The 25,094-nt window shown below is 71.9% G+C and carries 21 protein-coding genes; 11 read left to right on the forward strand and 10 right to left on the reverse strand.

Going from position 1 to position 25,094, the window contains the following annotated elements; genetic code table 11:
• The first annotated feature begins 93 nt into the window (after positions 1-93).
• Positions 94-1,434 (forward strand): uracil-xanthine permease family protein, encoded by a 1,341-nt coding sequence (locus tag BM424_RS16810; protein WP_093418800.1) that lies wholly within the window; start codon positions 94-96, stop codon positions 1,432-1,434.
• On the opposite strand, the gene BM424_RS16815 is transcribed toward BM424_RS16810, so the two are convergent.
• Positions 1,431-2,090 carry a TetR/AcrR family transcriptional regulator gene (locus BM424_RS16815; RefSeq protein WP_093418803.1) on the reverse strand — a complete coding sequence of 220 codons (660 nt, stop codon included), beginning with the start codon at positions 2,088-2,090 and terminating at the stop codon, positions 1,431-1,433. The two genes, BM424_RS16810 and BM424_RS16815, sit on opposite strands and share 4 nt — an antisense overlap.
• 335 nt (positions 2,091-2,425) lie before the next feature.
• Here BM424_RS16815 and BM424_RS29745 point away from each other — a divergent pair, with 335 nt between their 5' ends.
• Together BM424_RS29745 and BM424_RS16820 are read left to right on the forward strand one after the other, a co-directional pair.
• The gene (locus tag BM424_RS29745; RefSeq protein ID WP_281248779.1) at positions 2,426-2,560 is read left to right on the forward strand and encodes a hypothetical protein; all 135 of its coding nucleotides are present in this window, start codon (positions 2,426-2,428) and stop codon (positions 2,558-2,560) included.
• 361 nt (positions 2,561-2,921) lie between these two features.
• On the forward strand, positions 2,922-3,518 hold the full coding sequence (locus BM424_RS16820; protein ID WP_093418806.1) for a class I SAM-dependent methyltransferase: 597 nt from the start codon (positions 2,922-2,924) through the stop codon (positions 3,516-3,518).
• Between the two features lie 293 nt (positions 3,519-3,811).
• Here BM424_RS16820 and BM424_RS16825 read toward each other — a convergent pair whose 3' ends face one another.
• The 8 genes from BM424_RS16825 to BM424_RS16860 all read right to left on the reverse strand — a co-directional run bounded on the left by BM424_RS16825 (position 3,812) and on the right by BM424_RS16860 (position 16,761).
• Entirely contained in the window at positions 3,812-6,610 is a 2,799-nt protein-coding gene (locus tag BM424_RS16825; protein WP_093418808.1) for an aconitate hydratase, read from the reverse strand.
• 630 nt (positions 6,611-7,240) lie between these two features.
• Positions 7,241-7,921: a sirohydrochlorin chelatase gene (locus BM424_RS16830; protein WP_245775903.1), complete on the reverse strand. Its 681-nt coding sequence runs from the start codon at positions 7,919-7,921 to the stop codon at positions 7,241-7,243.
• Complete coding sequence (locus BM424_RS16835; protein ID WP_093418813.1) at positions 7,918-9,060, reverse strand: uroporphyrinogen-III synthase; 1,143 nt, start codon at positions 9,058-9,060, stop codon at positions 7,918-7,920. The genes BM424_RS16830 and BM424_RS16835 overlap by 4 nt, the downstream gene beginning before the upstream one ends.
• Entirely contained in the window at positions 9,057-9,380 is a 324-nt protein-coding gene (gene nirD, locus BM424_RS16840; protein WP_093418816.1) for a nitrite reductase small subunit NirD, read from the reverse strand. Before nirD ends, BM424_RS16835 begins: the two co-directional genes overlap by 4 nt.
• Complete coding sequence (gene nirB, locus BM424_RS16845; protein ID WP_093418819.1) at positions 9,377-11,896, reverse strand: nitrite reductase large subunit NirB; 2,520 nt, start codon at positions 11,894-11,896, stop codon at positions 9,377-9,379. Before nirB ends, nirD begins: the two co-directional genes overlap by 4 nt.
• Entirely contained in the window at positions 11,893-13,308 is a 1,416-nt protein-coding gene (locus BM424_RS16850) for an FAD-dependent oxidoreductase (protein WP_093418821.1), read from the reverse strand. The genes nirB and BM424_RS16850 overlap by 4 nt, the downstream gene beginning before the upstream one ends.
• Complete coding sequence (locus BM424_RS16855) at positions 13,305-15,374, reverse strand: molybdopterin oxidoreductase family protein (RefSeq protein WP_093418824.1); 2,070 nt, start codon at positions 15,372-15,374, stop codon at positions 13,305-13,307. The genes BM424_RS16850 and BM424_RS16855 overlap by 4 nt, the downstream gene beginning before the upstream one ends.
• A complete protein-coding gene (locus BM424_RS16860; protein WP_093418827.1) occupies positions 15,367-16,761 on the reverse strand; it encodes an MFS transporter in 1,395 nt (464 codons plus the stop codon). The genes BM424_RS16855 and BM424_RS16860 overlap by 8 nt, the downstream gene beginning before the upstream one ends.
• Before the next feature lie 186 nt (positions 16,762-16,947).
• Between BM424_RS16860 and BM424_RS16865 the strand changes: the two genes are divergently transcribed.
• The 8 genes from BM424_RS16865 (at position 16,948) to BM424_RS16900 (ending at position 24,685) form a co-directional block, all read left to right on the forward strand.
• Positions 16,948-17,790, forward strand: a complete 843-nt coding sequence (locus BM424_RS16865) for an SIR2 family NAD-dependent protein deacylase (RefSeq protein ID WP_425442023.1) — start codon at positions 16,948-16,950, stop codon at positions 17,788-17,790.
• A gap of 137 nt (positions 17,791-17,927) precedes the next feature.
• On the forward strand, positions 17,928-19,232 hold the full coding sequence (locus tag BM424_RS16870; protein WP_425442024.1) for an NlpC/P60 family protein: 1,305 nt from the start codon (positions 17,928-17,930) through the stop codon (positions 19,230-19,232).
• 41 nt (positions 19,233-19,273) lie between these two features.
• A complete protein-coding gene (gene mobA, locus BM424_RS16875; RefSeq protein ID WP_093418830.1) occupies positions 19,274-19,846 on the forward strand; it encodes a molybdenum cofactor guanylyltransferase in 573 nt (190 codons plus the stop codon).
• Between the two features lie 351 nt (positions 19,847-20,197).
• The gene (locus BM424_RS16880) at positions 20,198-21,220 is read left to right on the forward strand and encodes an AAA family ATPase (protein WP_245775932.1); all 1,023 of its coding nucleotides are present in this window, start codon (positions 20,198-20,200) and stop codon (positions 21,218-21,220) included.
• A gap of 83 nt (positions 21,221-21,303) precedes the next feature.
• Positions 21,304-22,188 (forward strand): DUF58 domain-containing protein, encoded by an 885-nt coding sequence (locus BM424_RS16885; protein WP_093419294.1) that lies wholly within the window; start codon positions 21,304-21,306, stop codon positions 22,186-22,188.
• 2 nt (positions 22,189-22,190) lie between these two features.
• Positions 22,191-23,171, forward strand: coding sequence for a VWA domain-containing protein (locus tag BM424_RS16890; protein ID WP_217649743.1), 981 nt, complete (start codon positions 22,191-22,193; stop codon positions 23,169-23,171).
• A gap of 23 nt (positions 23,172-23,194) precedes the next feature.
• The gene (locus tag BM424_RS16895; protein WP_093418837.1) at positions 23,195-23,785 is read left to right on the forward strand and encodes a class I SAM-dependent methyltransferase; all 591 of its coding nucleotides are present in this window, start codon (positions 23,195-23,197) and stop codon (positions 23,783-23,785) included.
• Positions 23,786-23,965: 180 nt separating this feature from the next.
• The gene (locus BM424_RS16900; protein ID WP_093418840.1) at positions 23,966-24,685 is read left to right on the forward strand and encodes an MgtC/SapB family protein; all 720 of its coding nucleotides are present in this window, start codon (positions 23,966-23,968) and stop codon (positions 24,683-24,685) included.
• 46 nt (positions 24,686-24,731) lie between these two features.
• On the opposite strand, the gene trxA is transcribed toward BM424_RS16900, so the two are convergent.
• Positions 24,732-25,094 carry a thioredoxin gene (gene trxA / locus BM424_RS16905; protein WP_093418842.1) on the reverse strand — a complete coding sequence of 121 codons (363 nt, stop codon included), beginning with the start codon at positions 25,092-25,094 and terminating at the stop codon, positions 24,732-24,734.

A 25,094-nucleotide genomic window follows, 5' to 3' on the forward strand; every position in this document is an offset into this window, starting at 1 on the left:
CCCCGGCCGAGGCGACGATCACAGAGGAGGTGGTTTGTAGAGTTCCGCCTCGATTCGGCTTCCCGCGCTGCGGGCGGAACAGGAAGGTGCGCCATGCGGCAGGGATTGGGCGCCAGGCTCGGCATCGGCTGGCGACTGCACGGCGACGGCACGACACCGCGCCCCGGGGAGGCCGTCGCACCGGACGAGCGCCTCTCGTGGGGGCGCACCATCGGGCTCGGCGCCCAGCACGTGGTGGCGATGTTCGGCGCCACCTTCGTCTTCCCGGTCCTGATGGGGCTCGACCCGAACCTGGCGATCCTGGTCTCGGGCGTGGCCACGATCCTGTTCCTGCTGATCGTGCAGGGCAAGATCCCCAGCTACCTCGGGTCCAGCGCCTCGTTCGTCGGCGCGGTGACCGTCATCCGCGCCGGGGGCGGCGACAGCTCGGCGGTGACCGGCGCGATCCTGATCTGCGCGCTCGTGCTCGGCGCGGTCGGGGTGATCGTGCACTTCGTCGGAGCAGGGGCGGTGCACCGGATCCTGCCGCCCGCGGTCTCCGGTGCCGTGGTGATGCTGATCGGCTTCAACCTCGCGCCCGTGGTCGCCGAGACCTACTGGCCGCAGGACCAGTGGATCGCGCTGATCACGATGGTGATCGTGCTCGCGGCCACCGTCCTGCTGCGCGGGTTCTGGGGCCGCATCGCGGTGTTCCTGGGCCTGGCCGGCGGCTACGCGCTGTCCTGGGTGTTCGACGTGGCGTTCGGGCCGATCACCGCGCCGGACGCCGACGGCAACGTCGGCACCCACCTGCGGCTGGACCTCAGCGGCGTCGGCGACGCGCCCTGGTTCGGGCTGCCGCAGTTCCACGGCCCGTCGTTCGACCTCGCCGCGATCGTCGTGGTGCTGCCCGCCGTGATCGCGCTGATCGCCGAGAACACCGGTCACGTCAAGGCCGTCGAGCAGATGACCGGCGCCCGCCTGGACGGCAGCCTCGGCCGCGCGATCTTCGCCGACGGCTTCGCCAGCGCCCTGTCCAGCGCCGTCGGCGGCCCGCCGACCACCACCTACGCGGAGAACATCGGGGTCATGGCCGCCACCCGCGTCTACTCGACCGCCGCCTACTGGGTCGCGGCGATCGTGGCCATCGCCTTCGGCCTGTGCCCGAAGTTCGGCGCGATCATCGCCGCCACCCCGGGCGGGGTGCTCGGCGGCATCACCGTCGTGCTCTACGGGATGATCGGCCTGCTCGGCGCCAAGATCTGGGTGGAGAACCGGGTCGACTTCGCCGACCCGGTCAACCTGCTGCCGCCGGCCGCCGGGCTGGTCGCCGGCATCGGCGGGGTGTCGCTGCAGATCACCCCGTCGTTCGAGTTCAGCGGTATCGCCCTGGGCACGGTGGTCACGCTCGTCGGTTACCACCTGCTGCGCGCGGCCACGGCCCGGCGGGCTTAGAACTCGACTTCCGGCGTGCGGATGATGACCTCGTCGGCGCTGATCGGCCTGCCCGGCAGCGGGCGGCTGTTCTCGGCGCGCAGGCCGTCGAGCAGCACCGCGATGTAGCGGGCGGGCGCGATCGTGCGCAGCTCCTCGGGCAGCGCCTGCATCCCCTGCAGGGCGAGGCCGCTGAGCACGGCGATGTCGCCGGTGCTGATGTCCTCGCGCAGCTTGCCGTCGGCCTGGGCGCGGCGGACCAGGTCCTCGACCAGCTCCAGGAACTGGTTGTTGACGGCCTCGGTGTTGGGGTCGGAGTTGATGATCGCCCGCGCCCGGGACGACAGGACCGTCAGCCGGACCACCGTGCGCAGCGCCAGGCCGCGGTGCATGATCTGGCTCAGCGCGGTCCAGGCGTCGGGTTTCTGCGCGATGGTGGCGCGGGTGTCCTCCAGAACGGTGTCGAAGGCGTCCTGGGCGACGGCCCGGATCAGCGAATCGCGGTCGGGGAATCGGCGGTAGAGCGTGCCCACGCCCACCCCGGCGGAGCGGGCGACCTCCTCCATCGGCACCTCGGTGCCGCGTTCGGTGAACACGGCTTGAGCGGCGCTGATGATCCGGTCCCGGTTTCGGCGCGCGTCCGCGCGCAGTCGCGGCGTCGTGTCGGTGGTGGTCATGATCCTCGATTCGGCCCTGGTGTGCTTGCGGCGAATTGTCGCACGGCGGGTACTCCGGAAAGGGGATGAACGGCATCCATTTCCCCGCTCCTCGCACACGCTTTCGTCACCTTGATCTGTCCCCCGCAGGGGTGACGGCGAGGGTCTCACACGGATCGGCTGTTCGGGTGTCGCGCACATTACAACCGGGCGGTTTGGGCGTTTGGGAAACGCGGTCGTAAGATTGGTTTGTACCGGGTTATCACCCAAACCTTCTTCCGATCGACCTGTCCTCGGGCGGGTGTGTGCGTGCGCGCGTTCGGAAGGCGGGGCGGACAGTGGAGAGGAGGCAAGAAGTGGCAACGGTGTGGGTGGCCCTGGCGGCCGAGGCGATCGTCCTCCTGGCTGCGGCCGGAGCGCTGACCAGCTGGGTTCGTCGTTCGGACGAGGTTCCGGGTCAAGGCATCGAGCCCGCCGGGCAGAGTGCCTGAGGTAAGCGCGCGCACGGGCTTGCTCCCTCGTGGAACAAGCCCGTGACGCTTCTTCCATCGTTCGCGGAAGACCATTCGTTACACCTTTTCCGGCGCCTTCTTCGCGCCCATTCCGCTACCGGCCGGTTTCCCGCCGGTGAATTGCGGAATTCCTGATCTCGGCTTCCGGAGTCGTTCTTCTCCCGTGGTGTGGGGCACTGCTGTGCGCCCGGTCGCACTTCGCCCGATAGGCTGGCGGGCACCCACGACCGGCAGCACCGATCGGAAGGCATCCGTGAGCTCACCACACACGCCCAGCAGCCCGCAGAACTCGACGACGCCCGCCGGGCGGGGACCGGGGAGCGGGCGCGGCGGGGGATCGATGCTGCAGAACTACCGGACCTTCCTGCAGCGCGCGGCGAGCAAGCCCGGCCAGGTGGGCGCCGTGGCCCCCAGTTCGCCGCACCTGGCCCGGGAGATCGCCTCGGTGGTGCCGCGCACCGGCAGCCCGGTGGTGGTGGAGCTCGGTCCGGGCACGGGCGCTCTCAGCTCGGCCATCGCCGACCGGCTGCCGGCCGGTGGTCGTCAGGTGGCCATCGAGCTGGACGCGGGCATGATCGAGCACCTGAACCGGGAGCTGCCGTGGCTGGAGGTCATCCAGGGCGATGCCTCGCACCTGGGCGCTCTGCTGGCCGACGCGGGCATCCACCAGGTCGACGCGGTGGTCAGCGGCCTGCCGTGGTCGATCTTCCCGGCCAAGCTGCAGCACGACATCCTGCAGCAGGTCGGCTCGGTGCTGACCCCCGGCGGCGCGTTCACCACGTTCGCCTACCTGCACGCCCTGGGCATGTCCGGCGCCCGCCAGTTCCGCCGCCGCCTCGACGTCAGCTTCGACGAAGTCCTCACCACCCGAACGATCTGGCGCAACGTCCCCCCGGCCAGGACCTACGTCTGCAGGCGCCCCAACCTCCCAGCCTGAGAAGCAAAACGAGTTCGTCAGGCAAGCGCCGCAGGCGCTTTCGCAGTACCCCGAGCAAGCAACCGGCACCGCCGCGGGTTCTGAGCGCCTTCGTGGCGAGTACGCCGTGACGCCGCGTATAGACATACTCAAGGAGCGGCGCACGGAGACCACGAAGGCGCTCAGGTTCCGCTACTGGCACCGCCCAGCAACAAGACCACGGAGTCTTGTCAGTAAACGAAAGACCGGGCCCGGCCGGAGCTTGTGACTCCAACCGGGCCCGGTCTTTCACATTCCTGCGAGGGTAATGCAGGTCAGGAGCGGATCATCTTGCGGAGGACGTACTGCAGGATGCCGCCGTTGCGGTAGTAGTCCGCCTCACCAGGCGTGTCGATGCGCACCTTGGCGTCGAACTCCACCTTGGACCCGTCGGCCTTGGTGGCGGTGACCTGGACGGTCTCCGGGGTCTCACCGTCGTTGAGCTTGGTGATGCCGGAGAAGTCGTAGGTCTCGGTGCCGTCGAGGCCGAGGGACTTGGCCGAGGAGCCTTCCGGGAACTGCAGCGGGATGACGCCCATGCCGATGAGGTTCGAGCGGTGGATGCGCTCGAAGGACTCGGCGATGACGGCGCGCACGCCCAGCAGGCGGGTGCCCTTGGCGGCCCAGTCGCGGGAGGAGCCGGAGCCGTACTCCTTGCCGCCGAGGACGACCAGCGGGATGTCCTGCGCGGCGTAGTTCTGCGCGGCGTCGTAGATGAACGCCTGCGGGGCGCCTTCCTGGGTGAAGTCCCGGGTGTAGCCGCCCTGCACGTCGTCCAGCAGCAGGTTGCGCAGCCGGATGTTGGCGAAGGTGCCGCGGATCATGACCTCGTGGTTGCCTCGGCGGGACCCGTAGGAGTTGAAGTCCTTGCGGTCGATGCCGTGCTCGGAGAGGTACTGGCCCGCGGGGGAGTCGGGCTTGATGGCGCCGGCCGGGGAGATGTGGTCGGTGGTGACCGAGTCGCCCAGCAGGGCCAGCACGCGGGCACCGGAGATGTCGGTGACCGGGGCGGGCTCCATCTGCATGCCCTCGAAGTACGGGGGCTTGCGGACGTAGGTGCTCTGCGGGTCCCACTCGAAGGTCTCGCCCTCCGGGGTGGGTAGGGAGCGCCAGCGCTCGTCACCCTTGAACACGTCCTCGTAGGAGGAGGTGAACATCTCGTTGGTGATGGCCGAGTCGATGGTCTGCTGGACCTCCTGCGGCGAGGGCCAGATGTCGCGCAGGTACACCGGGTTGCCGTCGGTGTCGTTGCCCAGCGGGTCGTTCTCGAAGTCGAAGTCCATCGTGCCGGCCAGCGCGTAGGCGATGACCAGCGGCGGCGACGCCAGGTAGTTCATCTTGACGTCGGGGTTGATGCGGCCTTCGAAGTTGCGGTTGCCCGACAGCACCGAGGTGACGGTGAGGTCGTTCTCCTGCACCGCGGCGGAGATCTCCTCCGGCAGCGGGCCGGAGTTGCCGATGCAGGTGGTGCAGCCGTAGCCGACGAGGTGGAAGCCGAGCTTCTCGAGGTAGGGCCAGAGACCGGCCTTCTCGTAGTAGTCGGTGACGACCTGCGAGCCGGGGGCCATGGAGGTCTTGACCCACGGCTTGCGGGTGAGGCCCTTGTCGACGGCGTTGCGGGCGAGCAGCGCCGCACCCAGCATCACCGACGGGTTCGAGGTGTTGGTGCAGGAGGTGATCGAGGCGATCACCACGGCACCGTGGTCGAGCTCGAACTCGCCGAGCTCCTGGGAGGAGACCTTGGTGGGCCGCGAGACCCGGCCGTTGGAGCCGTTGGCGGCCGAGACCAGCTCGGGCTTGGCGTGCGGGCTGATGGAGGCCGGGTCGCTGGCGGGGAAGGACTCCTCGCCAGCCTCGTCCAGGGCCGCGTCGTCGGTCGGCGGCTGGGTGTAGTCGCCGAGCGAGCTGCGGAAGGACGGCTTGGCCTGGGCCAGCTCGATGCGGTCCTGCGGGCGCTTGGGGCCGGCGATGGACGGCACGACGGTGGACAGGTCGAGCTCGAGGTACTCGGAGTACTCCGGCTCGTGGTCCGGGTCGTGCCAGAGGCCCTGCTCCTTGGCGTAGGCCTCGACGAGGGCGACCTGCTCGTCCGGGCGGCCGGTGAGCTTGAGGTAGCGCACGGTCTCGTCGTCGATCGGGAAGATCGCGGCGGTGGAGCCGAACTCGGGGCTCATGTTGCCGATGGTGGCGCGGTTGGCCAGCGGCACGGAGGCCACACCGGAGCCGTAGAACTCGACGAACTTGCCGACCACGCCGTGCTTGCGCAGCATCTCGGTGATCGTGAGCACGACGTCGGTGGCGGTGGCGCCGGCCGGGATCTCACCGGTCAGCTTGAAGCCGACGACGCGCGGGATGAGCATCGACACGGGCTGGCCGAGCATCGCGGCCTCGGCCTCGATGCCGCCGACGCCCCAGCCCAGCACGCCCAGGCCGTTGACCATGGTGGTGTGGGAGTCGGTGCCGACGCAGGAGTCGGGGTAGGCCTGGCCGTTGCGGGACATGATCGAGCGCGCGAGGTGCTCGATGTTGACCTGGTGCACGATGCCGGTGCCCGGGGGGACGACCTTGAACTCGTCGAAGGCGCCCTGGCCCCAGCGCAGGAACTGGTAGCGCTCCTTGTTGCGGCCGTACTCGAACTCGACGTTGCGCTCGAAGGCGTCGGGCTTGCCGAACACGTCGATGATCACCGAGTGGTCGATGACCATCTCGGCCGGGGCCAGCGGGTTGACCTTGGAGGTGTCGCCGCCGAGGGCGGCCACGGCCTCACGCATGGTGGCGAGGTCGACGACGCAGGGCACACCGGTGAAGTCCTGCATGATCACCCGGGCGGGGGTGAACTGGATTTCGGTGGAGGGCTCGGCCTTGGAGTCCCAGCCGGCCAGCGCGCGCACGTGGTCGGCGGTGATGTTGGCACCGTCTTCGGTGCGCAGCAGGTTCTCCAGGAGGATCTTGAGGCTGTAGGGCAGCCGCTGGGCGCCCTCGACGGCGCTGAGCCGGAACACCTCGTAAGAGGCGTCGCCGACGTTCAGCGTTCCGCGGGCGCCGAAGCTGTCCTTGCTCGCAGGTGCAGTCACGTTCAACTCCATCTCGCGACGGGCGCAAGTTCGGGAACGATTGCGAGTCTCGCGCACGTCAGCTGAGCGTGCGCGGGGACTCGCGCTCTTCACCGCTAACAGTACGCGTGTCCTATAAAGGCGCTCAACAAAGGGTGACCTGAGTGTCGATCGCTTATCCCGGTTTCGTGAAAAAGTGCCGGTGTTTCCACTCCGGAACACCCGGTTTCCGATCCCGTCACACCCGAGCCCCCCAGAACTTCACGCCAACGATCATCCCTCGCCAACCCCCGCACCCCTCAACCCCCACTCCTCCCAACACCCAGTACCCGCCCCGACCCCCCGCCCCGGACCCCGCGCCCCGGACTTCACGTGCCGAACCCCGCGTGGCGGAGCGTGGTCCCGTTGCGTGGACGGATTACGGCGGTATTCGGGGACCCGATTACGGCGGTAATCCGCGTGCGGAAGACGGCGGTAATCCGTCGGCCGTCGCCGACGACACCGCGTGCGACCCCGGACGAAGTCGTCGAAGTCCTCGTGGCGAACTTGCGTGTGTGGGGGTGGGGGAAGTTTTCATGAAAACTTCCCCCACCCCTCGGGGGGAGCGGCGGGGAGAACCCCGGCCGGGCGGGGAGGGGCCCGGCCGGGGAGTCAGGCCGCGGTGACGTGGTCGCGGACCGCGCCGCGGTAGCGGCGGGCGATGAGGTCGACGACCGCCGGGTGCACCCCGATCGGGTCGGCGACACCGGAGGACGCCAGCTCGGCGAGGCGGCGGTGGAACAGGCCCGGCGCCAGCAGGTAGGGGGCGATGAAAACGCCCGGGGCGCAGACGTCCTCGGTCGCCGGGCTCGCGGTGGTGATGTAGCTGGGGTTGAGCCACTGCCCGCAGCGGCGGCCGAGCTCCCGGGCGGCGGCGCGCACGTCGGCCAGGGCGCGCGCGTCCGAGGAACCGGCCGCCGAGAACAGCACCCGGTCGCCCGGCCGCCACCCGGCCTGCCGCAACCGGTCCAGCAGCGCCTCGGTGATCGCCGGCGACGGCCCCAGGGGAGCGGTGATCGTCACGTCCTCCCGGCCCGTCGAAGCCACCTGCTCGGGCAGGTCGGTGCGCACGTGGTACCCGGCCGCCAGGAACGCCGGCAGCGCCACCACCGGGCCCGGCACCCGCTCCAGCGTCTCGGCCACGGTCGGGCCGATCACGTCGACGTAGCCGACGTGCACCGGAACACCCAGGACCGCCGCGGTCGCCTCGGCCAGCTGCTCGATCACCCGCGGACCCTCGGGGTCGCGGGTTCCGTGGGCCACCAGCAGCAGCGGCGGGTTCGCGGAGTTCACAGCAACGGATCGGCGCATCGCGGGGAGTCCCTCATCGGTTCCAGCGGAAGTCGGTATCCGCGTTTGATCACGGTCTGCACCAGGTGCGGCGCGCCCAGCGACGACCGCAGCCGCGCCACTGCCTGCTCGACGGCGTGCTCGTCGGCGACACCACCGGCGCAGTTGAGCGCCTTGGCCAGCGCGGGCCGCGAGACCACCCGGCCCGGCCGCTCGGCCAGCGCCCGCAGCAGCATCGTGCCCTGCGGCGAGAGCTGCTTGACCTCGCCGTCGAGGATCGCGGCGTGGCCGCGCACCTGGAGGTTGTGCCCGGCCACCGGCAGCGTCGGCGAGCGCATCGGCAACGCCTCGCACAGCGACCGCACCAGCGCGCCGATCCGGAACCGCTCCGGGATCACCGCGGGCACCCCGTGGTCGGCCAGCGGCGCGTGCGTCACCGGACCCACGCACGCCGCCAGCACCGGACCGCGCAGCGCCGCCAGCAGCTCGTCCCGGCAGTTGCGCTCGGCGGCCAGCGACAGCATGCTCGCCGCCGCCGGAGCGCTGGTGAAGGTCACCGCGTCGACCTGGTGCGCGCACACCGCCGACAGCAGGCTCTCCAGCGCCGTGATGTCGGCCGGAGCGGTCCAGCGGTACACCGGCACCTCGATGACCGTCGCCCCGGCACAGCGCAGCGCCTCGACGAAGTCCGGCAGCGGCTGGCCGTGCAGCTGCACCGCGACCCGCATCCCGTCGAGCGGCTCGGCGAGCAGGTGCTCCAGCAGCTCCGCCGAGGACTCCGAGGCCGGCGACCACGGATCGGGCAGCCCCGCCGCCCGCACCGCGCCCCGCGCCTTCGGCCCCCGCGCCAGCGGCCGCGCCGAGGCCAGCGCCTCCAGCAGCTCGGCACCCACGCCCCAGCCGTCGGCGGCCTCCACCCAGCCGCGGAAACCGATGCCGGTGGTGGCCACGACCGCGTCCGGCGGGTCCTGCAGGCACTCGTCGGTGGCGCGCCGCAGCTCGGTGTCGTCGGACAGCGGCAGGATCCGCAGCGCCGGGCCGTGCACGACCCGCGCGCCGCGGCGCTCCAGCAGCGAACCCAGTTCCTCGGCACGCCGCGCCGCGGTGACCGCGACGGTGTATCCGGTCAGCTCTTCGCTCAAGGGAGCGCGACCTCCACGACGGTCTCGCGACGCCGCACCGGGAACACCGGCAGCCGCGCGTCCGGGTCGTCCAGGCACTGCCCGGTCCGCAGCGAGAACACCTGCTTGAGCATCGGCGAGGCGACCGTCGGCTCGCCGTCGCGGTCGCCGACGATGCCGCGGCTCATCACCCCGGCCCCGCAGAACGGGTCGACGTTGCCGACCGCGTACAGCTCGTCGTCGTGGGTGCGGAACACCGCGACCGGGTGCTCGCCGATCAGCGCGGGCACGCCGTACTCGGGCAGCAGCAGGTCGATGTCGCAGATCTGGTGCCAGTTCACGAGAGGACCTCCTGGTTCGGGGAGACGATCTCGGGCATCGGCAGGGTCACCGGGCCCGGGCGGATCTGACCGCGTTCCTCGATGAAGCGGATCGTGGGATCGGGCGCGTCGGGCGCGTTGACGAACGACACGAACCGGGAGAGCTTGCCCGGGTCCTGCAGCACCCCCGCCCACTCGTCGGAGTAGGTGTCGACGTGCCGCTGCATCGCGGCCTCCAGCTCCTCGGCGATGCCGAGCGAGTCCTCGACGACGACCTCCTTGAGGTGCTCCAGCCCGCCGTCGAGCGACTCCACCCACGCCGAGGTGCGCTGCAACCGGTCGGCCGTGCGCACGTAGAACATCAGGAACCGGTCGATGAGCTGGATCAGCCGCTCGTCGTCGAGGTCGGCGGCCAGCAGCTCGGCGTGGCGCGGGGTGAACCCGCCGTTGCCGCCGACGTAGAGGTTCCAGCCCTTGTCGGTGGCGATGACGCCGAAGTCCTTGCCGCGCGCCTCCGCGCACTCGCGGGCGCACCCCGACACCGCCGACTTGAGCTTGTGCGGCGAGCGCAGACCCCGGTAGCGCAGCTCCAGCCGGATCGCCATGCTCACCGAGTCCTGCACCCCGTAGCGGCACCAGTCGTTGCCGACGCAGGACTTCACCGTCCGCAGCGCCTTGCCGTAGGCGTGCCCGGACTCGAAACCGGCCTCCACCAAGCGCTTCCAGATCTCCGGCAGCTGCTCCACGCGCGCGCCGAACAGGTCGATGCGCTGCCCGCCGGTGATCTTGGTGTAGAGGCCGAACTCCTTGGCGACCTCACCCAGCACGATGAGCTTGTCCGGGGTGATCTCCCCGCCCGGCACCCGCGGCACCACCGAGTAGGTGCCGTTGCGCTGCAGGTTGGCCAGGAACCGGTCGTTGGTGTCCTGCAGCGTCGCCTGCTCGCCCTCCAGGATGTGGCCGTTGCCGAGGCTGGCCAGGATCGAGGCCACCGCCGGCTTGCAGATGTCGCAGCCGCGCCCCGACCCGTGCTTGGTGATCAGCTCGGAGAACGAGCCGATGCCGGTGGCCTGCACGATCTCGAACAGCTCCGCCCGCGACTGGGTGAAGTGCTCGCACAACGCCTTCGAGGTCACCACGCCGCACTCGTTGAGCAGCGTCTTGAGCATCGGCACGCACGACCCGCAGCTGGTGCCCGCCTTCGTGCAGGCCTTGACCTCCGGCACGTCGGCCAGCCCGTGCTCGGCGATCGCGCAGGTGATCTCGCCCTTGGTCACGTTGTTGCAGGAGCACACCGTGGCCTCGTCGGGCAGCGCGCCCGAGTCCACACCGGACCCGGCGGGCAGCAGCAGCTGCTCCGGCGGCGCGGGCAGCTCGCGGTCCACCAGCGGCCGCAGCACCGCGTACGCGCTGGCGTCACCGACCAGCACACCACCCAGCAGCACCCGCGCATCGTCGGAGAGCACCAGCTTCGCGTAGGTGCCCGCCGCGTTGTTGGCGTAGACGACCTCCAGCGCGCCCTCGGTGGTGCCGTGCGCGTCGCCGAAGCTGGCCACGTCGACACCGAGCAGCTTCAGCTTGGTCGACATGTCGGCACCCGGGAAGGTGCCCTCGCCGAGCTCCAGCAGCTGATCGGCCACGCCCTCGGCCATCGTGTAACCGGGCGCGACCAGCCCGTAGCAGCGGCCCTCGACCGCCGCGCACTCACCGATCGCCCACACGCCCTCGACGTTGGTGCGGCACGCCTCGTCGACCAGGAAACCGCCGCGCTCACCGCGCTCGACACCGGCGAGCTCGGCCAGCTCGTCGCGCGGGCGCACACCCGCGGAGAACACCACCAGATCGGTGTCGATGACCGTGCCGTCGGCCAGCGTCACGCCCGTGACGCGCTCCTCGCCGTCGATCGACTGGGTGGCCGCACCGGCGTGCACCGTCAGGCCCAGCTCCTCGACCAGGCCGCGCAGCACCTGCCCGCCGCCCTCGTCGACCTGCAGCGGCATCAGCCGCGGCGCCATCTCCACCACGTGCGGGCGCATCCCCAGCAGCCGCAGCGCGTTGGCCGCCTCCAGGCCCAGCAGACCGCCGCCGATGACCACGCCGTCGCGGCCCTCCGTGGCCGCCTCGCGGATCGCGTCGAGGTCCTCGATCGTGCGGTAGACGAAGGAACCGGGCAGCTGGTGGCCGGAAACCGGCGGCACGAACGGCTTCGAACCGGTCGCCAGCACCAGCGCGTCGTAGCTCAGCGACTCGCCGCCGTCCAGCGTCACCGTGCGGGCCGCGGTGTCCACACCGGTCACCGCAACGTTGAGCCGCAGCTCGACCATCGGGTCGTCGAGCACGTCCTGGCTCGTGAGGCTCAGGTCCTCGGCGCTCTTGCCGTCCAGGTAGGACGACAGCCCGACCCGGTCGTAGGCGGGGCGGGGCTCTTCGCCGAGCACGACGATCCGCCAGGCGTTCGCCTCATCGCGATCGCGGAGTGTTTCAACGAGCCGGTGGCCGACCATCCCGTGGCCGACGACGACGAGCGTGCGGGTCATGCCGCGCCCTCCCTTTCTGATTCGATGCGATCCGCCAACGAGCTGCACAGCCGGCCGACGTCGTCGACGCAGCTGCCGCAACCGGTGGTGGCGCGCGTTGCCCTGGCCAGCTCGGCGACCGAGCGGGCACCGCCGTGCCAGGCGGTGATCAGGGACTTCTTGGTGACGTTGTTGCAGCGGCACAGCACCGCGTCCTCCGGCAGCTCCACCTGAGCGCCCGGCACCGCAGCCGGGGTGCCCAGCAGCAGCGACAGCCGGTCGGCGGGCATCGGCAGGTCGCGGTCGTGCAGCTGGCTGACGGCGGCGATCGCGGCCGGGAAGCCCAGCAGCACCGCGCCGGAGATCCGCCCGGAGTGCAGCGCGAGCTTGGCGTAGCGGCCGCGCGCCGGGTCCGACAGCGTGACGATCTCGGCGTCGGCGGAGCTCAGCGCTCCCACCGATCCGACCGAGACCAGGTCGATGCCGCGGGCCTTGAGCCGGGACACCACCCGGGTCGCCGGCAGCGCCGCGTCGCGACCGGACAGGTGCGCGGCCAGCACCTCGGCCTGCTCCCACGCCGCCCCGACCAGCCCGGGCGTGCCGCCGCGGTGCTCGGCGCAGTCGCCGATCGCGTGGATGTGCTCGTCGCTGGTGCGCAGCCGGTCGTCGACGACCACACCGCGGTTGACCGACACCCCGGCGCGCTGCGCGAGGGTCACCTCCGGCCACACCCCGGTGCAGGCCACGACCCGCTCGGCCGGGACCTCCTCGCCGTCGCCGAGCCGCAGCACCGGCGCCCGGTAGGACCCGGCCTTGACGCCCAGGCGCACGTCGACGCCGAGCCCGGTCAGCCGCTCGGCCAGCATCCGGCCGCCGACCTCGTCGAGCTGGCGCTCCATCAGGTGCTGCTCGCGGTGCACCAGCGTCACCCGGCACCCGCGCGCCAGCATCGCCCGCGCGGTCTCCACGCCCAGCACCCCGCCGCCGAGCACCGCGACCGGTCCGCTCACCCCGTCCAGCCGCGCGCAGTCGTCGAGGGTGCGCAGCGCGGTGAGCCGCTCGGCGTCCAGCCCCAGGACCTCCGGCACCAGCGGCCGCGCCCCGGTGGCCAGCACCAGCGCGTCGTAGCCGAACTCGCGGCCGTCCTCGGTGCGCACCGCGCGCTGCGCGCGGTCGATGTCGGTCACCGCGCACCCCAGGTGCACCTCCGCGTCGAGCTCCGGCAGCGACACCGCGCCCGGGGGCAGCGACCCGTCGAGCACCGAGCCCAGCAGCACCCGGTTGTAGGCGGGCCGGTCCTCGGCGCCGAGCACCGTCACCGGGCCATCGTGACCCAGCGCGCGCAGCCGCTCCACGAAGCGGTGCGCGGCCGGCCCGTTGCCGACCACGACGACGCGCCCGGCGACCGGGTGCAGGGGCAGCGGGGTGGTCATGGCGCGCTCACCTCCGGCTCCAGGCGCACCGCGCTGACCTTGAACTCCGGCATCCGGCTGCGCGGGTCGAGCGCCCCGGAGGTGAGCAGGTTCGCCCGCCCCTCACCGGGGAAGTGGAACGGCAGGAACACCGTGTCGGTGCGCATCGTCGGCACCAGCCGCACGGTGGCGACGGTGCTGCCGCGCGGCGAGGTCACCCGCGCCCGCGCGCCCTCGGCCAGCCCGGCCCGGGACGCGGTGTCGGGGTGGACCTCCACGAACGCCTCGGGGGAGGCGTCGTTGAGCTCGGCGACCCGGCGGGTCTGCGCCCCGGACTGGTACTGCGCCAGCACCCGGCCGGTCGTGGCCGTCAGCGGGAACACCTCGGCGGGCACGTCCCCGGCCTCGCGGTGCTCCACGGCGACGAACCGCGCCCGCCCGTCCGCGTGGGCGAAGCCGTCCAGGAACAGCCGCGGCGTGCCCGGGTGCTCGCCGTCCGGGCACGGCCAGTGCAGCGCCTCACCGGAGTCGAGCCGCTCGTAGCTGATGCCCGAGTAGTCGGCCTTGCCGCCCGCGGAGGCGCGGCGCAGCTCGTCGAAGACCTCGCGCGGCCGGGTGGGGTAGCGGTGGCCCGGCTCGCCGAGCCGGGTGGCGATGCCGTGCAGCACCTCCAGGTCGCTGCGCGCGTGCCCGGGCGGCACCTGCAACCGGCGGCGCCGCAGGATCCGGCCCTCCAGGTTGGTCATGGTGCCCTCCTCCTCGGCCCACTGGGTCACCGGCAGCACCACGTCGGCCAGCTCGGTGGTCTCCGAGGGCACGAAGTCGGCCACCACCAGCAGGTCCAGCGCCTTCAGGTGGTCGGTCACGTGCGCGGCGTTGGGTGCCGAGACCACCGGGTTGGAGCCGAACACCAGCAGCGCGCTCGGCCCGTCCTCGGTGCCCAGCGCGTCCAGCAGCTCGTAAGCGGAACGGCCCGGGCCGGGCAGCACCTCCGGCCGCACGCCCCACACCTCGGCGACGTGCTCGCGCGCGGCCTGGTCGGTGATCATCCGGTAGCCGGGCAGCTGATCGGCCTTCTGACCGTGCTCGCGGCCGCCCTGCCCGTTGCCCTGCCCGGTCAGGCAGCCGTAGCCACCACCGGGACGGCCCGGCAGGCCCAGCGCCAGCGCCAGGTTGATGAACCCGGAGACGGTGTCCACGCCCTTGCTGTGCTGCTCGGCGCCCCGGCCGCTGAGCACGTAGGCGCTGCCCGCCTCGGCGAGCATCCGCACGGCCTGGCGCTGCTCGGTCACCGGAACACCGGTGACCCGCTCGACCCGCTCCGGCCACCACGACATCGCCCGCTGCCAGGCGGCGTCGAAACCGCTGGTGCGCTCGGCGATGTAGCGGGTGTCGGCGTAGCCGTCGACCACCGCGATGTGCAGCAGGCCCAGCGCCAGCGCCAGGTCCGTGCCCGGCAGCGGCTGCAGGTGCAGCGCCGCCTGCTCGGCCGTGGCCGTGCGGCGCGGGTCGATGACGATCAGCTCCGGCGAGCGCAGGTGCTGCATCAGCGGCGGCATCGTCTCGGCCGGGTTCGCCCCGGCCAGCAGCACCACGTCCGCACCGCCCAGGTCGGTCACCGGGAACGGCAGCCCCCGGTCCAGCCCGAACGCGGCGGTGCCGGCCGCGGCGGCCGAGGACATGCAGAACCGGCCGTTGTAGTCGATCTGGCTGGTGCCCAGCGCCAGCCGGGCGAACTTGCCCAGCAGGTAGGCCTTCTCGTTGGTCAGACCGCCACCGCCGAACACCCCGATCGCATCCGGGCCGCGCTCGGCCCGGATGCGATCGAGACCCGTGGCGATGGTGTCGAGCGCGATGTCCCAGCACACCGGGACGAGCTCGCCGTCCCGGCGCACCATCGGGTGGCGCAGCCGGTCGGCGACGTCCAGCAGGGACGGAGCGGTCCACCCCTTCTGGCACAGCCCGCCCTGGTTCACCGGGAAGTCCGTCGGCCGCACCGACACCCCGCGCCGCTCGCGGGTGAGCCGGGTCCCGCACTGCAGGGCGCAGTACGGGCAGTGCGTGGCCACGGTTCGCACGTCAGGCACGGCCGGCCTCCGCGGTCGGCTTCTCCGGCACCGCCGCCGGAGCCTGACCGGGCTTGAGCGCACCCCGCAGGTACACCGCCCAGGTCACCAGCACGCACACGACGTAGTAGGCGAGGAACACCATCAGCGCCGCGTCACCGTTGCCGGCCGCGCCGCCGTAGGAGGAGCGGAACGCCAGGTTGATGCCCACGCCGCCGAGCGCGCCGATCGCGCCGGCGATGCCGATGACCGCGCCGGACAGCCGCCGCGCCTTGGCGAAGGCCGCCACGGCCTCACCACCGGAGGTGACCTCGTCCTCGGCCTCCTTGGCGTAGACCGCCGGGATCATCTTGTAGGTCGAACCGTTGCCCAGGCCGGTCAGCAGGAACAGCGCGATGAACGCCGTCACGTACAGCCCGAACGAGCCCTGCGCGGAGGCCACCAGCAGCACCGCCACGCCGACGGCCATGAGCACGAAGTTCCACAGCGTCACCCGGGCGCCGCCGACGCGGTCGGCCAGCCAGCCGCCCAGCGGCCGCGACAGCGACCCCACCAGCGGGCCCAGGAACGTCCAGCTCGCCGCCTGCAGCGGGGTGAAGTCGAACTCGGTCTGCAGCACCAGGCCGAACGCGAAGCTGAAGCCGATGAACGAACCGAACGTGCCGACGTAGAGCAGCGAGATCCACCAGGTGTGCTTGCTGCGGCAGGCCTCGGCCAGCGCGCCCGGCTTGGCCTTGATGGCGTCGACGTTGTCCATGAACAGCGCCGCGCACACCGCCGAGATCGCGATCAGCGGCAGGTAGATCGCCGCCACGTACGAGGGGTGGGTGTTGCCCGCGAAGGCGATCACCAGCAGGCCCACCACCTGGATGGTGGCCACGCCGATGTTGCCGCCGCCGGCGTTGAGCCCCAGCGCCCAGCCCTGCAGCCGCTGCGGGAAGAAGATCGTGATGTTGGTCATCGAGGAGGCGAAGTTGCCACCACCGACACCGGCCGTGGCCGCGATGAGCATGAACACCCACAGCGGCGTGCCCGGCTGCTGCACGAAGTGGAACGCCAGCCCGGCCGGGACCACCAGCAGCACGGCGCTGAAGATCGTCCAGTTGCGGCCGCCGAAGCGGGTCACCGCCGCGGCGTAGGGCAGCCGCAGCAGCGCGCCCACCAGGTTCGGGGTGATCACCAGCAGGAACTTCTCCGAGGCGGTGAACGGCAGCCCGATGTCCGGGCCCATGAACAGCACCAGCACCGACCAGATGCTCCAGACGGAGAAGCCGATGTGCTCGGAGATGATGGAGAAGATCAGGTTCCGGCGGGCGACGTGCTTGCCGGAGGATTCCCAGAGGTCCTCGTTCTCGGGGTCCCAGCCCTCGATCCAGCGGCCTCTCGGGGCCCGTGCGTTCGCAGTCAACGCGGCTCCTCTCAACGGGTTGCCACGAAGGTAGGAACGGGCTGTTTCCCATTTAATTGCCACGCGTTACCGGCAAGAAAAACGGCCTTCACATGATCGCCCCACGCCCGGTCAGAAAGGCCGTGACCGGCGACACAGACCAGCCCGGTCCGCCGTGCCCGCCGTGCGGCGTGGCACCGTGGAGACGTGACCCAACCAGGCCCGGAGGTCGACGACAGCGCGACCTGGCAGCGAGCCCGCGAGGTGTTCGGCGCGGCCCGCCGCATCACCGCACTCACCGGGGCCGGTGTGTCCACCGCCTCGGGGATCCCCGACTTCCGGGGACCCGACGGGGTCTGGACCCGCGACCCGCAGACGGCCCGCCTCACCGACATCGACAGCTACCTCGCCGACGAGCAGGTGCGCGTGCTCGCCTGGCGGGCCCGCGCGGCCAACCCCGCCTGGCACGCCGAGCCCAACGCCGCGCACCGCGCCTTCGTCGACCTCGACGAGGCCGGCCGGCTGGGGGCGCTGCTGACCCAGAACATCGACGAGCTGCACCAGCGCGCCGGCCTCGCCCGCGACCGCGTCCTGGAGCTGCACGGCACGATGCGCCGCACGGTGTGCCTGCACTGCGGGGCCACCGGCGCCATGACCGACGCCCTGCAGCGGGTCGCCGACGGCGAGCCCGACCCCGACTGCCGCTCGTGCGGCGGCATCCTCAAGTCGGCGACGGTCTTCTTCGGCCAGGCCCTCGACGCCGACGTCGTGCGGGAGGCCCGCCACGCCGCCCTGGACTGCGACCTGTTCCTGGCCGCGGGCACGTCGCTGACCGTGCACCCGGCGGCGGGGTTCGTGGAGCTGGCCGCCCGGGCGGGCGCGAAGCTGATCATCTGCAACGCCGAGCCGACGCCCTACGACGACATCGCCGACGCCGTGCTGCGCGGACCGCTGACCGAGGTCCTGCCCGCCCTCGCCGCGGCGCCGCTGATCGACTCCGGGGAACCGCTGCGCACCTGGGGAGATCCCAGCACCTGGGAGCAGATGTGACACGAGTGGTTGATGTTGCAAACGAAGTGACCGTTTCGCCTGGTGCGCGTGGGGCAGCAGTGCAAAACTCCAGCTGATTGTGACTCCGTTCGGATTAATGATCGACTCCGGACGGGTGCATCTGCTGGAGGTGACGGGTGTTGTCCACGAAACGAGGCGCGCGCAGGATCGGCGTGCTGGTGCTGCTCGGCGCGGTCGGTCTCAGCGCCACCGGTACCGGCGCCGCGGTCCCGGCGCCCCCGCCCAACCCCAGCGACGCCGAGATCCAGTCCGGCAAGGCCGAGGCCCAGCGCACCGCCGGTCAGGCCGGCGAGCTCGCCAACCGGCTGGCCGAGGCCGAGTCCCGCCTGGTCGGCCTGCAATCGCAGGTCGAGGTCAAGATGGAGGACGCCAACAAGGCCCGCGTCGACCTCCAGCGCGCCGAATCCGCCTACGGCCAGGCCCGCACCGCCGCCGACGCCGCGGCCGCCGAGGCCCGCGCCGCCGCCGACCGGATCGAGGCCCAGCGCACCCGGCTCGACCACTTCGCCGCCAGCAGCTACCGGCAGGGCAGCAAGCTCGGATCGATCACCGCCTACGTCGGCGCCCGCAACCCGCAGGAGATGCTGGAGCGCGCCTCGCTGCTCGACGCCATCAGCGACTCCCAGCTCGACGTCCTCGACGACCTCGAGCGCGCCCGCATCGAGAAGGTCAACAAGGACTCGCTGACCCGCGCCGCCCTGAACGAGGCCGAGGCCAAGCGCCGGGCCGCCGACGAGGCCCGCGCCGCCGCCGAGGCCGCCCAGCAGGCCGCGATCCAGGCCCGCGCCGAGCAGACGCAGCAGGCCGAGGGCCTGCGCTCCGAGCGCGACTCGGTGCAGGCCGAGCTCGACGCCGCCCGCGCCCACGTCTCCGGCCTGCAGGCCCAGCGCGCCGACTACCAGCAGTGGCAGGAGGACAAGGCCCGCGAGGAGCAGGCCGCCGCCGCGAGCTCGGTCTCCGGGCACCAGGCGGGCAGCAGCGCACCGGCGTCGTCGTCCTCCGGGGACGTGGAGGCCGTCATCTCGCGGGCGCTGTCCCAGCTGGGCATGCCCTACGCCTGGGGCGGCGGCAACTCGCGCGGTCCGACGCGCGGCATCCGGGACGGGGGAGTGGCCGACTCCTACGGCGACTACGCCAAGACCGGCTTCGACTGCTCCGGCCTGATGATCTACGCGTTCGCCGCCGCCGGGGTGTCGCTCGACCACTACAGCGGCTACCAGGCCCAGGCGGGCAAGCGCGTGCCGCTGTCCCAGATGCGCCGCGGCGACATGCTGTTCTGGGACGACGGCGGCGCGATCCACCACGTCGCGCTGTACCTGGGCAACGGCAAGATGGTCGAGGCCCCGTACTCCGGTTCCCGGGTGCGCGTGGCCCCGGTCCGCTACAGCGGCATCACCTCCTACGCGGTGCGGGTGCTCTGACCCGTCCGCCCGCACCCGCCGCGAGCTGCGAACATGGTGCCGTGGCGGATTTCGCGGCGGTGGTGCTGGCCGGTGGGCGCGCCAGCCGGCTCGGCGGGGTGGACAAGGTGATGCTGCCGGTCGGCGGGCGCAGCCTGCTCGACCGCACCCTCGAAGCGCTGCGCGGCGCCGATCCGGTGGTGGTCGTCGGCCCGCGCCGCCCGGAGGTCCCGGGAGTGCGCTGGACCGTCGAGGAGCCGGCCGGGGGAGGCCCGCTGGCGGCCGTGGACGCCGGGCTGCGCTGCCTCGGCCCCGGCGACGCCGTCGTGGCGATCCTGGCGGGCGATCACCCGCACCTCACCCGCGACACCCTCGACCGGCTGCGCGAGGCGCTGCGGCGCGACCCGGAGGCCGGGGGAGCGGTGCTGGCCGAGCCCGGCGGCCGGCCGCAGTGGCTCCTCGGCGTCTGGCGGGTGCGGGCGCTGCGCGAGGCGATGCCCGCCGAAGTCCGGAACCGGCCGGTCCGAGCCGTTTTCGACGCCCTCGACCCGGTGCGCGTCCCGGCCACCACAGCTGAGGTGTCCGACGTGGACACCCAGGACGACCTCGACAGAGCCCGCTCCGCCGACCGCTGACCCGCGGGGAACCGGAGGAGGGGAGCGCCGCGCCGCAATACATCAAAAGCATCTATTGCTTCAGTGTCGAGTGAAATCAATGCTCTTCGAGCTGAGCGCGCAAGACAGGCCCGGAGGCCGGAGCGGCCGCGCTTCACAGCGGTCATACCGGCGATGAGGTTGGGTGGGGGTTCGATGCGCCCCCTCGTGCGCGGTGCGCGAGGGGCGTGCCAGGATCTTGATCGGCCCGACCAGGCCGCATCGACGAGGAGGCTGAGAGTGACCGAGGCCGGCAACGGTGAGAGCGGAGCCGCCGCGGCGCGCCCGGCGGGTCAGGCGGGTGCGTCCAGCACCCCGGCGCGCGACGCGCAGCTGCTCGAACGCACCGTCTTCGAGGTCAAGCGGGTCATCGTCGGCCAGGACCGCCTGGTGGAGCGGATGCTGACCGGCCTGCTGGCCAAGGGCCACATTCTGCTCGAAGGCGTGCCCGGCGTCGCCAAGACCCTCGCGGTGGAGACCTTCGCCCGCGTCGTCGGCGGCTCGTTCTCCCGCCTGCAGTTCACCCCCGACCTGGTGCCCGCCGACATCCTCGGCACCCGCATCTACCGGCAGGGCAGCGAGCGCTTCGACGTCGAGCTCGGGCCGGTGTTGGCGAACTTCGTGCTCGCCGACGAGATCAACCGCGCGCCCGCCAAGGTGCAGTCGGCGCTGCTGGAGGTCATGGCCGAGCGGCACGTGTCCATCGGCGGCGAGAGTTTCCCGATGCCCGCGCCGTTCCTGGTGCTGGCCACCCAGAACCCCATCGAGAACGAGGGCGTCTACCCGCTGCCGGAGGCCCAGCGCGACCGCTTCCTGTTCAAGCTCCCGGTCGAGTACCCGACCGCGGAGGAGGAGCGCGAGATCATCTACCGGATGGGCGTCGCCCCGCCCGAGCCCGCCGGGGTCCTCGACCCCGAGGAGCTGATCCGGCTGCAGAACGTCGCCGCCGGGGTGTTCGTGCACCACGCGCTGGTCGACTACGTGGTACGCCTGGTGGTCGCCACTCGGATGCCCAACGACCACGGCCTGTCCGACATCGCCGGCTGGGTCTCCTACGGCGCCTCGCCGCGCGCGAGCCTCGGCATCATCGCCGCCGCCCGCGCCCTGGCGCTGGTGCGCGGCCGCGACTACGTGCTCCCGCAGGACGTGGTGGACGTGGTGCCCGACGTGCTGCGGCACCGCCTGGTGCTGTCCTACGACGCGCTGGCCGACGGCATCCCGGTGGAGCACATCGTCGGCCGGGTGCTGCAGACCGTGCCGCTGCCGCAGGTCTCGGCCCGCCCGCAGCAGCCGGCCCCGGTCGGTCCGGCCGGGCAGCCGGGCTACGGCCAGCCGCCGATGCCTCCGCACCAGTGAGGGGAGGGGCTGACGTGGCGGCACCCGCGCACGACGGCGGTGACCGCCCGGCCTGGGCGCCACCGGCCCTGGAACCCGGGCGGATGGAGGTCGCGCTGCGCGCGCTGGAGCTGACCGTGCGCGGCCGGCTCGACGGGCTCCTGCAGGGAAACCACCTCGGTCTGGTGCCCGGTCCGGGCAGCGAGCCGGGGGAGGCGCGCAGCTACCAGCCGGGCGACGATGTGCGGCGGATGGACTGGGCGGTCACCGCGCGCATGGCCGAGCCGCACATCCGGCAGACCGTCGCCGACCGCGAGCTGGAGACGTGGGTGGCGATGGATCTGTCGCCGAGCCTGGACTTCGGCACCGCGGCCTGCGACAAGCGGGAGCTGGCGGTGGCGGCGCTGGCCGCGGTGATGTTCCTGACCAGCGGCGGCGGCAACCGCATCGGTGCGGTGGTCGACAACGGCACCGGGCAGCACCGGCTGCCCGCGCGCGGCGGTGCCGGTCACGCCCGGGCGCTGCTGAAGAAGGTCGCCGAGACGCCGCGCGCCCCGGAGGGCACGCGCGGGAACCTGGCGGCGCTGCTGGAGTCGTTGCGCCGCCCGCCGCGGCGCCGGGGCCTGGCGGTGGTGGTCTCCGACTTCCTCGGTCCGACCGACTGGCAGCGGGCGCTGCGCGGTCTGGGCGCCCGGCACTCGCTGCTGGCGATCGAGGTGCTGGACCCGCGCGACGTGGAGCTGCCGGACGTGGGCACGGTGCTGCTGTCGGATCCGGAGACGGGCAAGCGGCGCGAGGTGCACACGAGTCCGGTGCTGCGCAAGGAGTTCGCCGCGGCGGCGGCCGCGCACCGCGACGACGTGGCGCGCGTGCTGCGCAGGGCCGGGTGCGCGCACCTGGTGCTGCGGACCGATTCCGACTGGATCGCCGACGTGGTGCGGTTCGTGATGGCGCGCAAGCGAGGCTGGTCCGGCGGAGGAGCTGGGTGATGTTGAGTCTGACCGGGTTCACCGCGCCGTGGTGGTTCCTGCTGCTGTTCGTCGTGGCCGGGCTGGTCGCCGGGTACGTGTGGGCGATGCGCCGGGCCCGGCGCGACACGCTGAAGTTCTCGAACCTGGCGGTGCTGGACCGGGTGGCGTCGGGCAGGCAGGGCTGGTGGAAGCACGTGCCGCCGGCGCTGCTGGGCGTGGCGCTGATCATGCTGACGGTGGCGCTGGCGGGTCCGACGGCCGAGCAGCGCATCCCGCGCAACCGGGCGACGGTGATGCTCACGATCGACGTGTCGCTGTCGATGAAGGCCACCGACGTGGAGCCAAACCGGTTGGAGGCGGCGAAGGTCGCGGCCAAGGAGTTCGCCGACAAGCTCACCCCGGGCATCAACCTGGGGCTGGTGTCGTTCGCCGGGACGGCCACGGTGCTGGTCATGCCGACCACCGACCGGGCGAGCGTCAAGCAGGGCATCGACAGCCTCAAGCTCGCCGAGGCCACGGCCACCGGCGACGGCATCAACGCCTCGATGCAGGCGATCGACTCGTTCGGCAAGATGGTCGGCGGTCCGGCGGGGGCTCCGCCTGCGCGGATCGTGCTCATGGCCGACGGGGGCCAGACGATCCCGCGCGAGATGGACGCGCCGCGCGGCGCCTACACCAAGGCCGGTGAGGCGAAGAAGAGCGGCATCCCGATCTCGACGATCTCGTTCGGCACCAAGCACGGGTCGATCGAGATCGAGGGCGAGCAGGAGTGGGTCGAGGTCGACGACGAGGCGATGCAGGAGATCGCCCGGCTCTCCGGCGGTGAGTTCCACAAGGCGGCCAGCGCGGAGCAGTTGCGCGAGGTCTACGACACGCTGGGTGAGCAGATCGGCTACGAGACCAAGCACACAGATGCCAGCAAGCCGTGGTTGGTGCTGGGTACGCTCTGCGCGATCATCGCGGCCGGGATCTCGCTGTTCGCCGGTCGAAGACTGCCTTAACCGACGACGGGAGCAACGTCGCCTTGAGCACGGCAGCTCGTTTCCTGTGGGAGTTCGTCAAGTCCCCGACCACGACCGCGGCGGTGGGTCCGAGTTCGCGGGCGCTGGCCGAGCAGATGGTGGCCCCGATCCCGCTGACCGGTGATCCGGTGGTGGTGGAGCTGGGGCCGGGCACGGGTGCGTTCACCGAGGTGATCCAGCGGCGGCTGGCGGGCCGGGGGACGCATCTGGCGGTGGAGCTCAACGAGTCCTGGGCGGCGGAGCTGGGCGGCCGGTTCCCGGGTGTGGAGTCGGTGTGCGCTGATGCCCGGCGTGTTCCGGAGCTGCTGGCCGAGCGCGGTCTGGGCAAGGCGGACGTGGTCGTCAGCGGCCTGCCGTGGGTGGCGCACGCCCCGGTCGCCGGGGTTGCGCTGGTGGAGCTGCTGGCCGGGGTGATGGCTCCGGACGGCGTGTTCACGCAGTTCGCCTACACCTGGACCCGCTGGGCCCCGCCGGCTCGCAGGCAGCACGCGGACCTGCGCGCCACGTTCGAGGAAACGGTCGTCTCCCGCACGGTCTGGCGCAACCTGCCCCCGGCGGTCGTCTACCTCGCCCGCCGCCCCCGCACGACCTGACCCGTCCTCCCCGGGTCAAAACCTGCGGTATTCGACCGGTCAAAACCTGCGGTTTTCGACCCGACAAATACCGGGGTTTTTGACCGGTCGAAAACCCCGGTATTTGCGGACGCGGAGAGTGACCGGGGGTGTGGGGAGTGAGCGGCGGCTGCGGGGTGGGGGTGGTGTTAGTTTGCGGGGATGCCTGGTGATGCCGTGGTGTCGGGGCTCGACGAGTTACCGCTGCTGGTGGAGTTGGGGACGGCGCTGCTGTTCTCCAGCCTGATCGGGCTGGAGCGGGAGGTTCGGGCCAAGAGCGCCGGGTTGCGCACGCACGCGCTGGTGGGCGTGGGTGCGGCGCTGTTCATGCTGGTGTCGAAGTACGCCTTCGGTGATCTGCTGGTGTTCGACCGGGTGTCGCTGGACCCGTCGCGGGTGGCGGCACAGATCGTGTCCGGGATCGGGTTCATCGGCGGTGGCCTGATCTTCGTGCGCCGCGATGCCGTGCGGGGCCTGACCACGGCGGCGTCGGTGTGGCTGGTGGCCGCGGTGGGGATGGCCTGCGGTGGCGGTCTGGTGGTGCTGGCGGCGGCGACGACCGCGGTGCACTTCCTGGTGGCGATCGGGTTCCCGTACCTGCTGCGGGTGGGGCGTCCGGCGTTGCGGGAGCCGCAGGTGGTGCGGGTGGGCTACCTGGACGGTTTCGGGGTGCTGCGCAGCGTGCTGACGATGTGCACCTCGCGCGGGTGGGCGCTGCTGGACCTGCAGGTCGAGCGGGAGGATTCCGACGACGAGCAGCGCACGGCGGTGGTGGCGCTGCGGTTGCGGGGGAAGGTGCCGGTGGCGGCGCTGGTGGAGGAGATCAGCGCGCTGCCGGGGGTGCTGCACGCGGCGGCCGGGGAGGCCGAGGCCGGGTTCTAGCGCCGGGGTGCCCGGGCCGGGAGGGCCCGGGCACCACCGGGGACGCTCACTGCTGCTGTTCGGCGGCGTCCTTCTTGACCTGCTCCATGTCGAGGTCGCGGGCCTGGCCGACGAGGTCTTCGAAGACGTTCTCGGGCAGGGCGCCGGGCTGCTGGAAGACCAGGACCTTGTCGCGGATGATCGCCAGCGTCGGGATCGACTGGACCTCGAAGGCGGCGGCGAGCTCCGGCTGGGCCTCGGTGTCGACCTTGGCGAAGACGATGTCGTCGTGGTTCTCCGAGCCCTTCTCGAAGACCGGCGCGAATTGCTTGCAGGGGCCGCACCAGTCGGCCCAGAAGTCGATGATGACGAACTTGTCGTCGCCGACGACCTCGTCGAAGTTGTCCTTGGTCAGTTCGACCGTGGCCAT

This window comes from Saccharopolyspora flava (genome assembly GCF_900116135.1).
GTDB lineage: Bacteria > Actinomycetota > Actinomycetes > Mycobacteriales > Pseudonocardiaceae > Saccharopolyspora > Saccharopolyspora flava.

Excerpts from the sequence above, each read along its gene's own strand:
- BM424_RS16810 (WP_093418800.1), top strand. The coding sequence starts at position 94 with ATGCGGCAGGGATTGGGCGCCAGGCTCGGCATCGGCTGGCGACTGCAC.
- BM424_RS16815 (WP_093418803.1), bottom strand. The coding sequence starts at position 2,090 with ATGACCACCACCGACACGACGCCGCGACTGCGCGCGGACGCGCGCCGA.
- BM424_RS16820 (WP_093418806.1), top strand. The coding sequence starts at position 2,922 with ATGCTGCAGAACTACCGGACCTTCCTGCAGCGCGCGGCGAGCAAGCCC.
- nirB (WP_093418819.1), bottom strand. The coding sequence starts at position 11,896 with ATGACCCGCACGCTCGTCGTCGTCGGCCACGGGATGGTCGGCCACCGG.
- BM424_RS16850 (WP_093418821.1), bottom strand. The coding sequence starts at position 13,308 with ATGACCACCCCGCTGCCCCTGCACCCGGTCGCCGGGCGCGTCGTCGTG.
- BM424_RS16885 (WP_093419294.1), top strand. The coding sequence starts at position 21,304 with ATGGAGGTCGCGCTGCGCGCGCTGGAGCTGACCGTGCGCGGCCGGCTC.
- BM424_RS16900 (WP_093418840.1), top strand. The coding sequence starts at position 23,966 with ATGCCTGGTGATGCCGTGGTGTCGGGGCTCGACGAGTTACCGCTGCTG.
- trxA (WP_093418842.1), bottom strand. The coding sequence starts at position 25,094 with ATGGCCACGGTCGAACTGACCAAGGACAACTTCGACGAGGTCGTCGGC.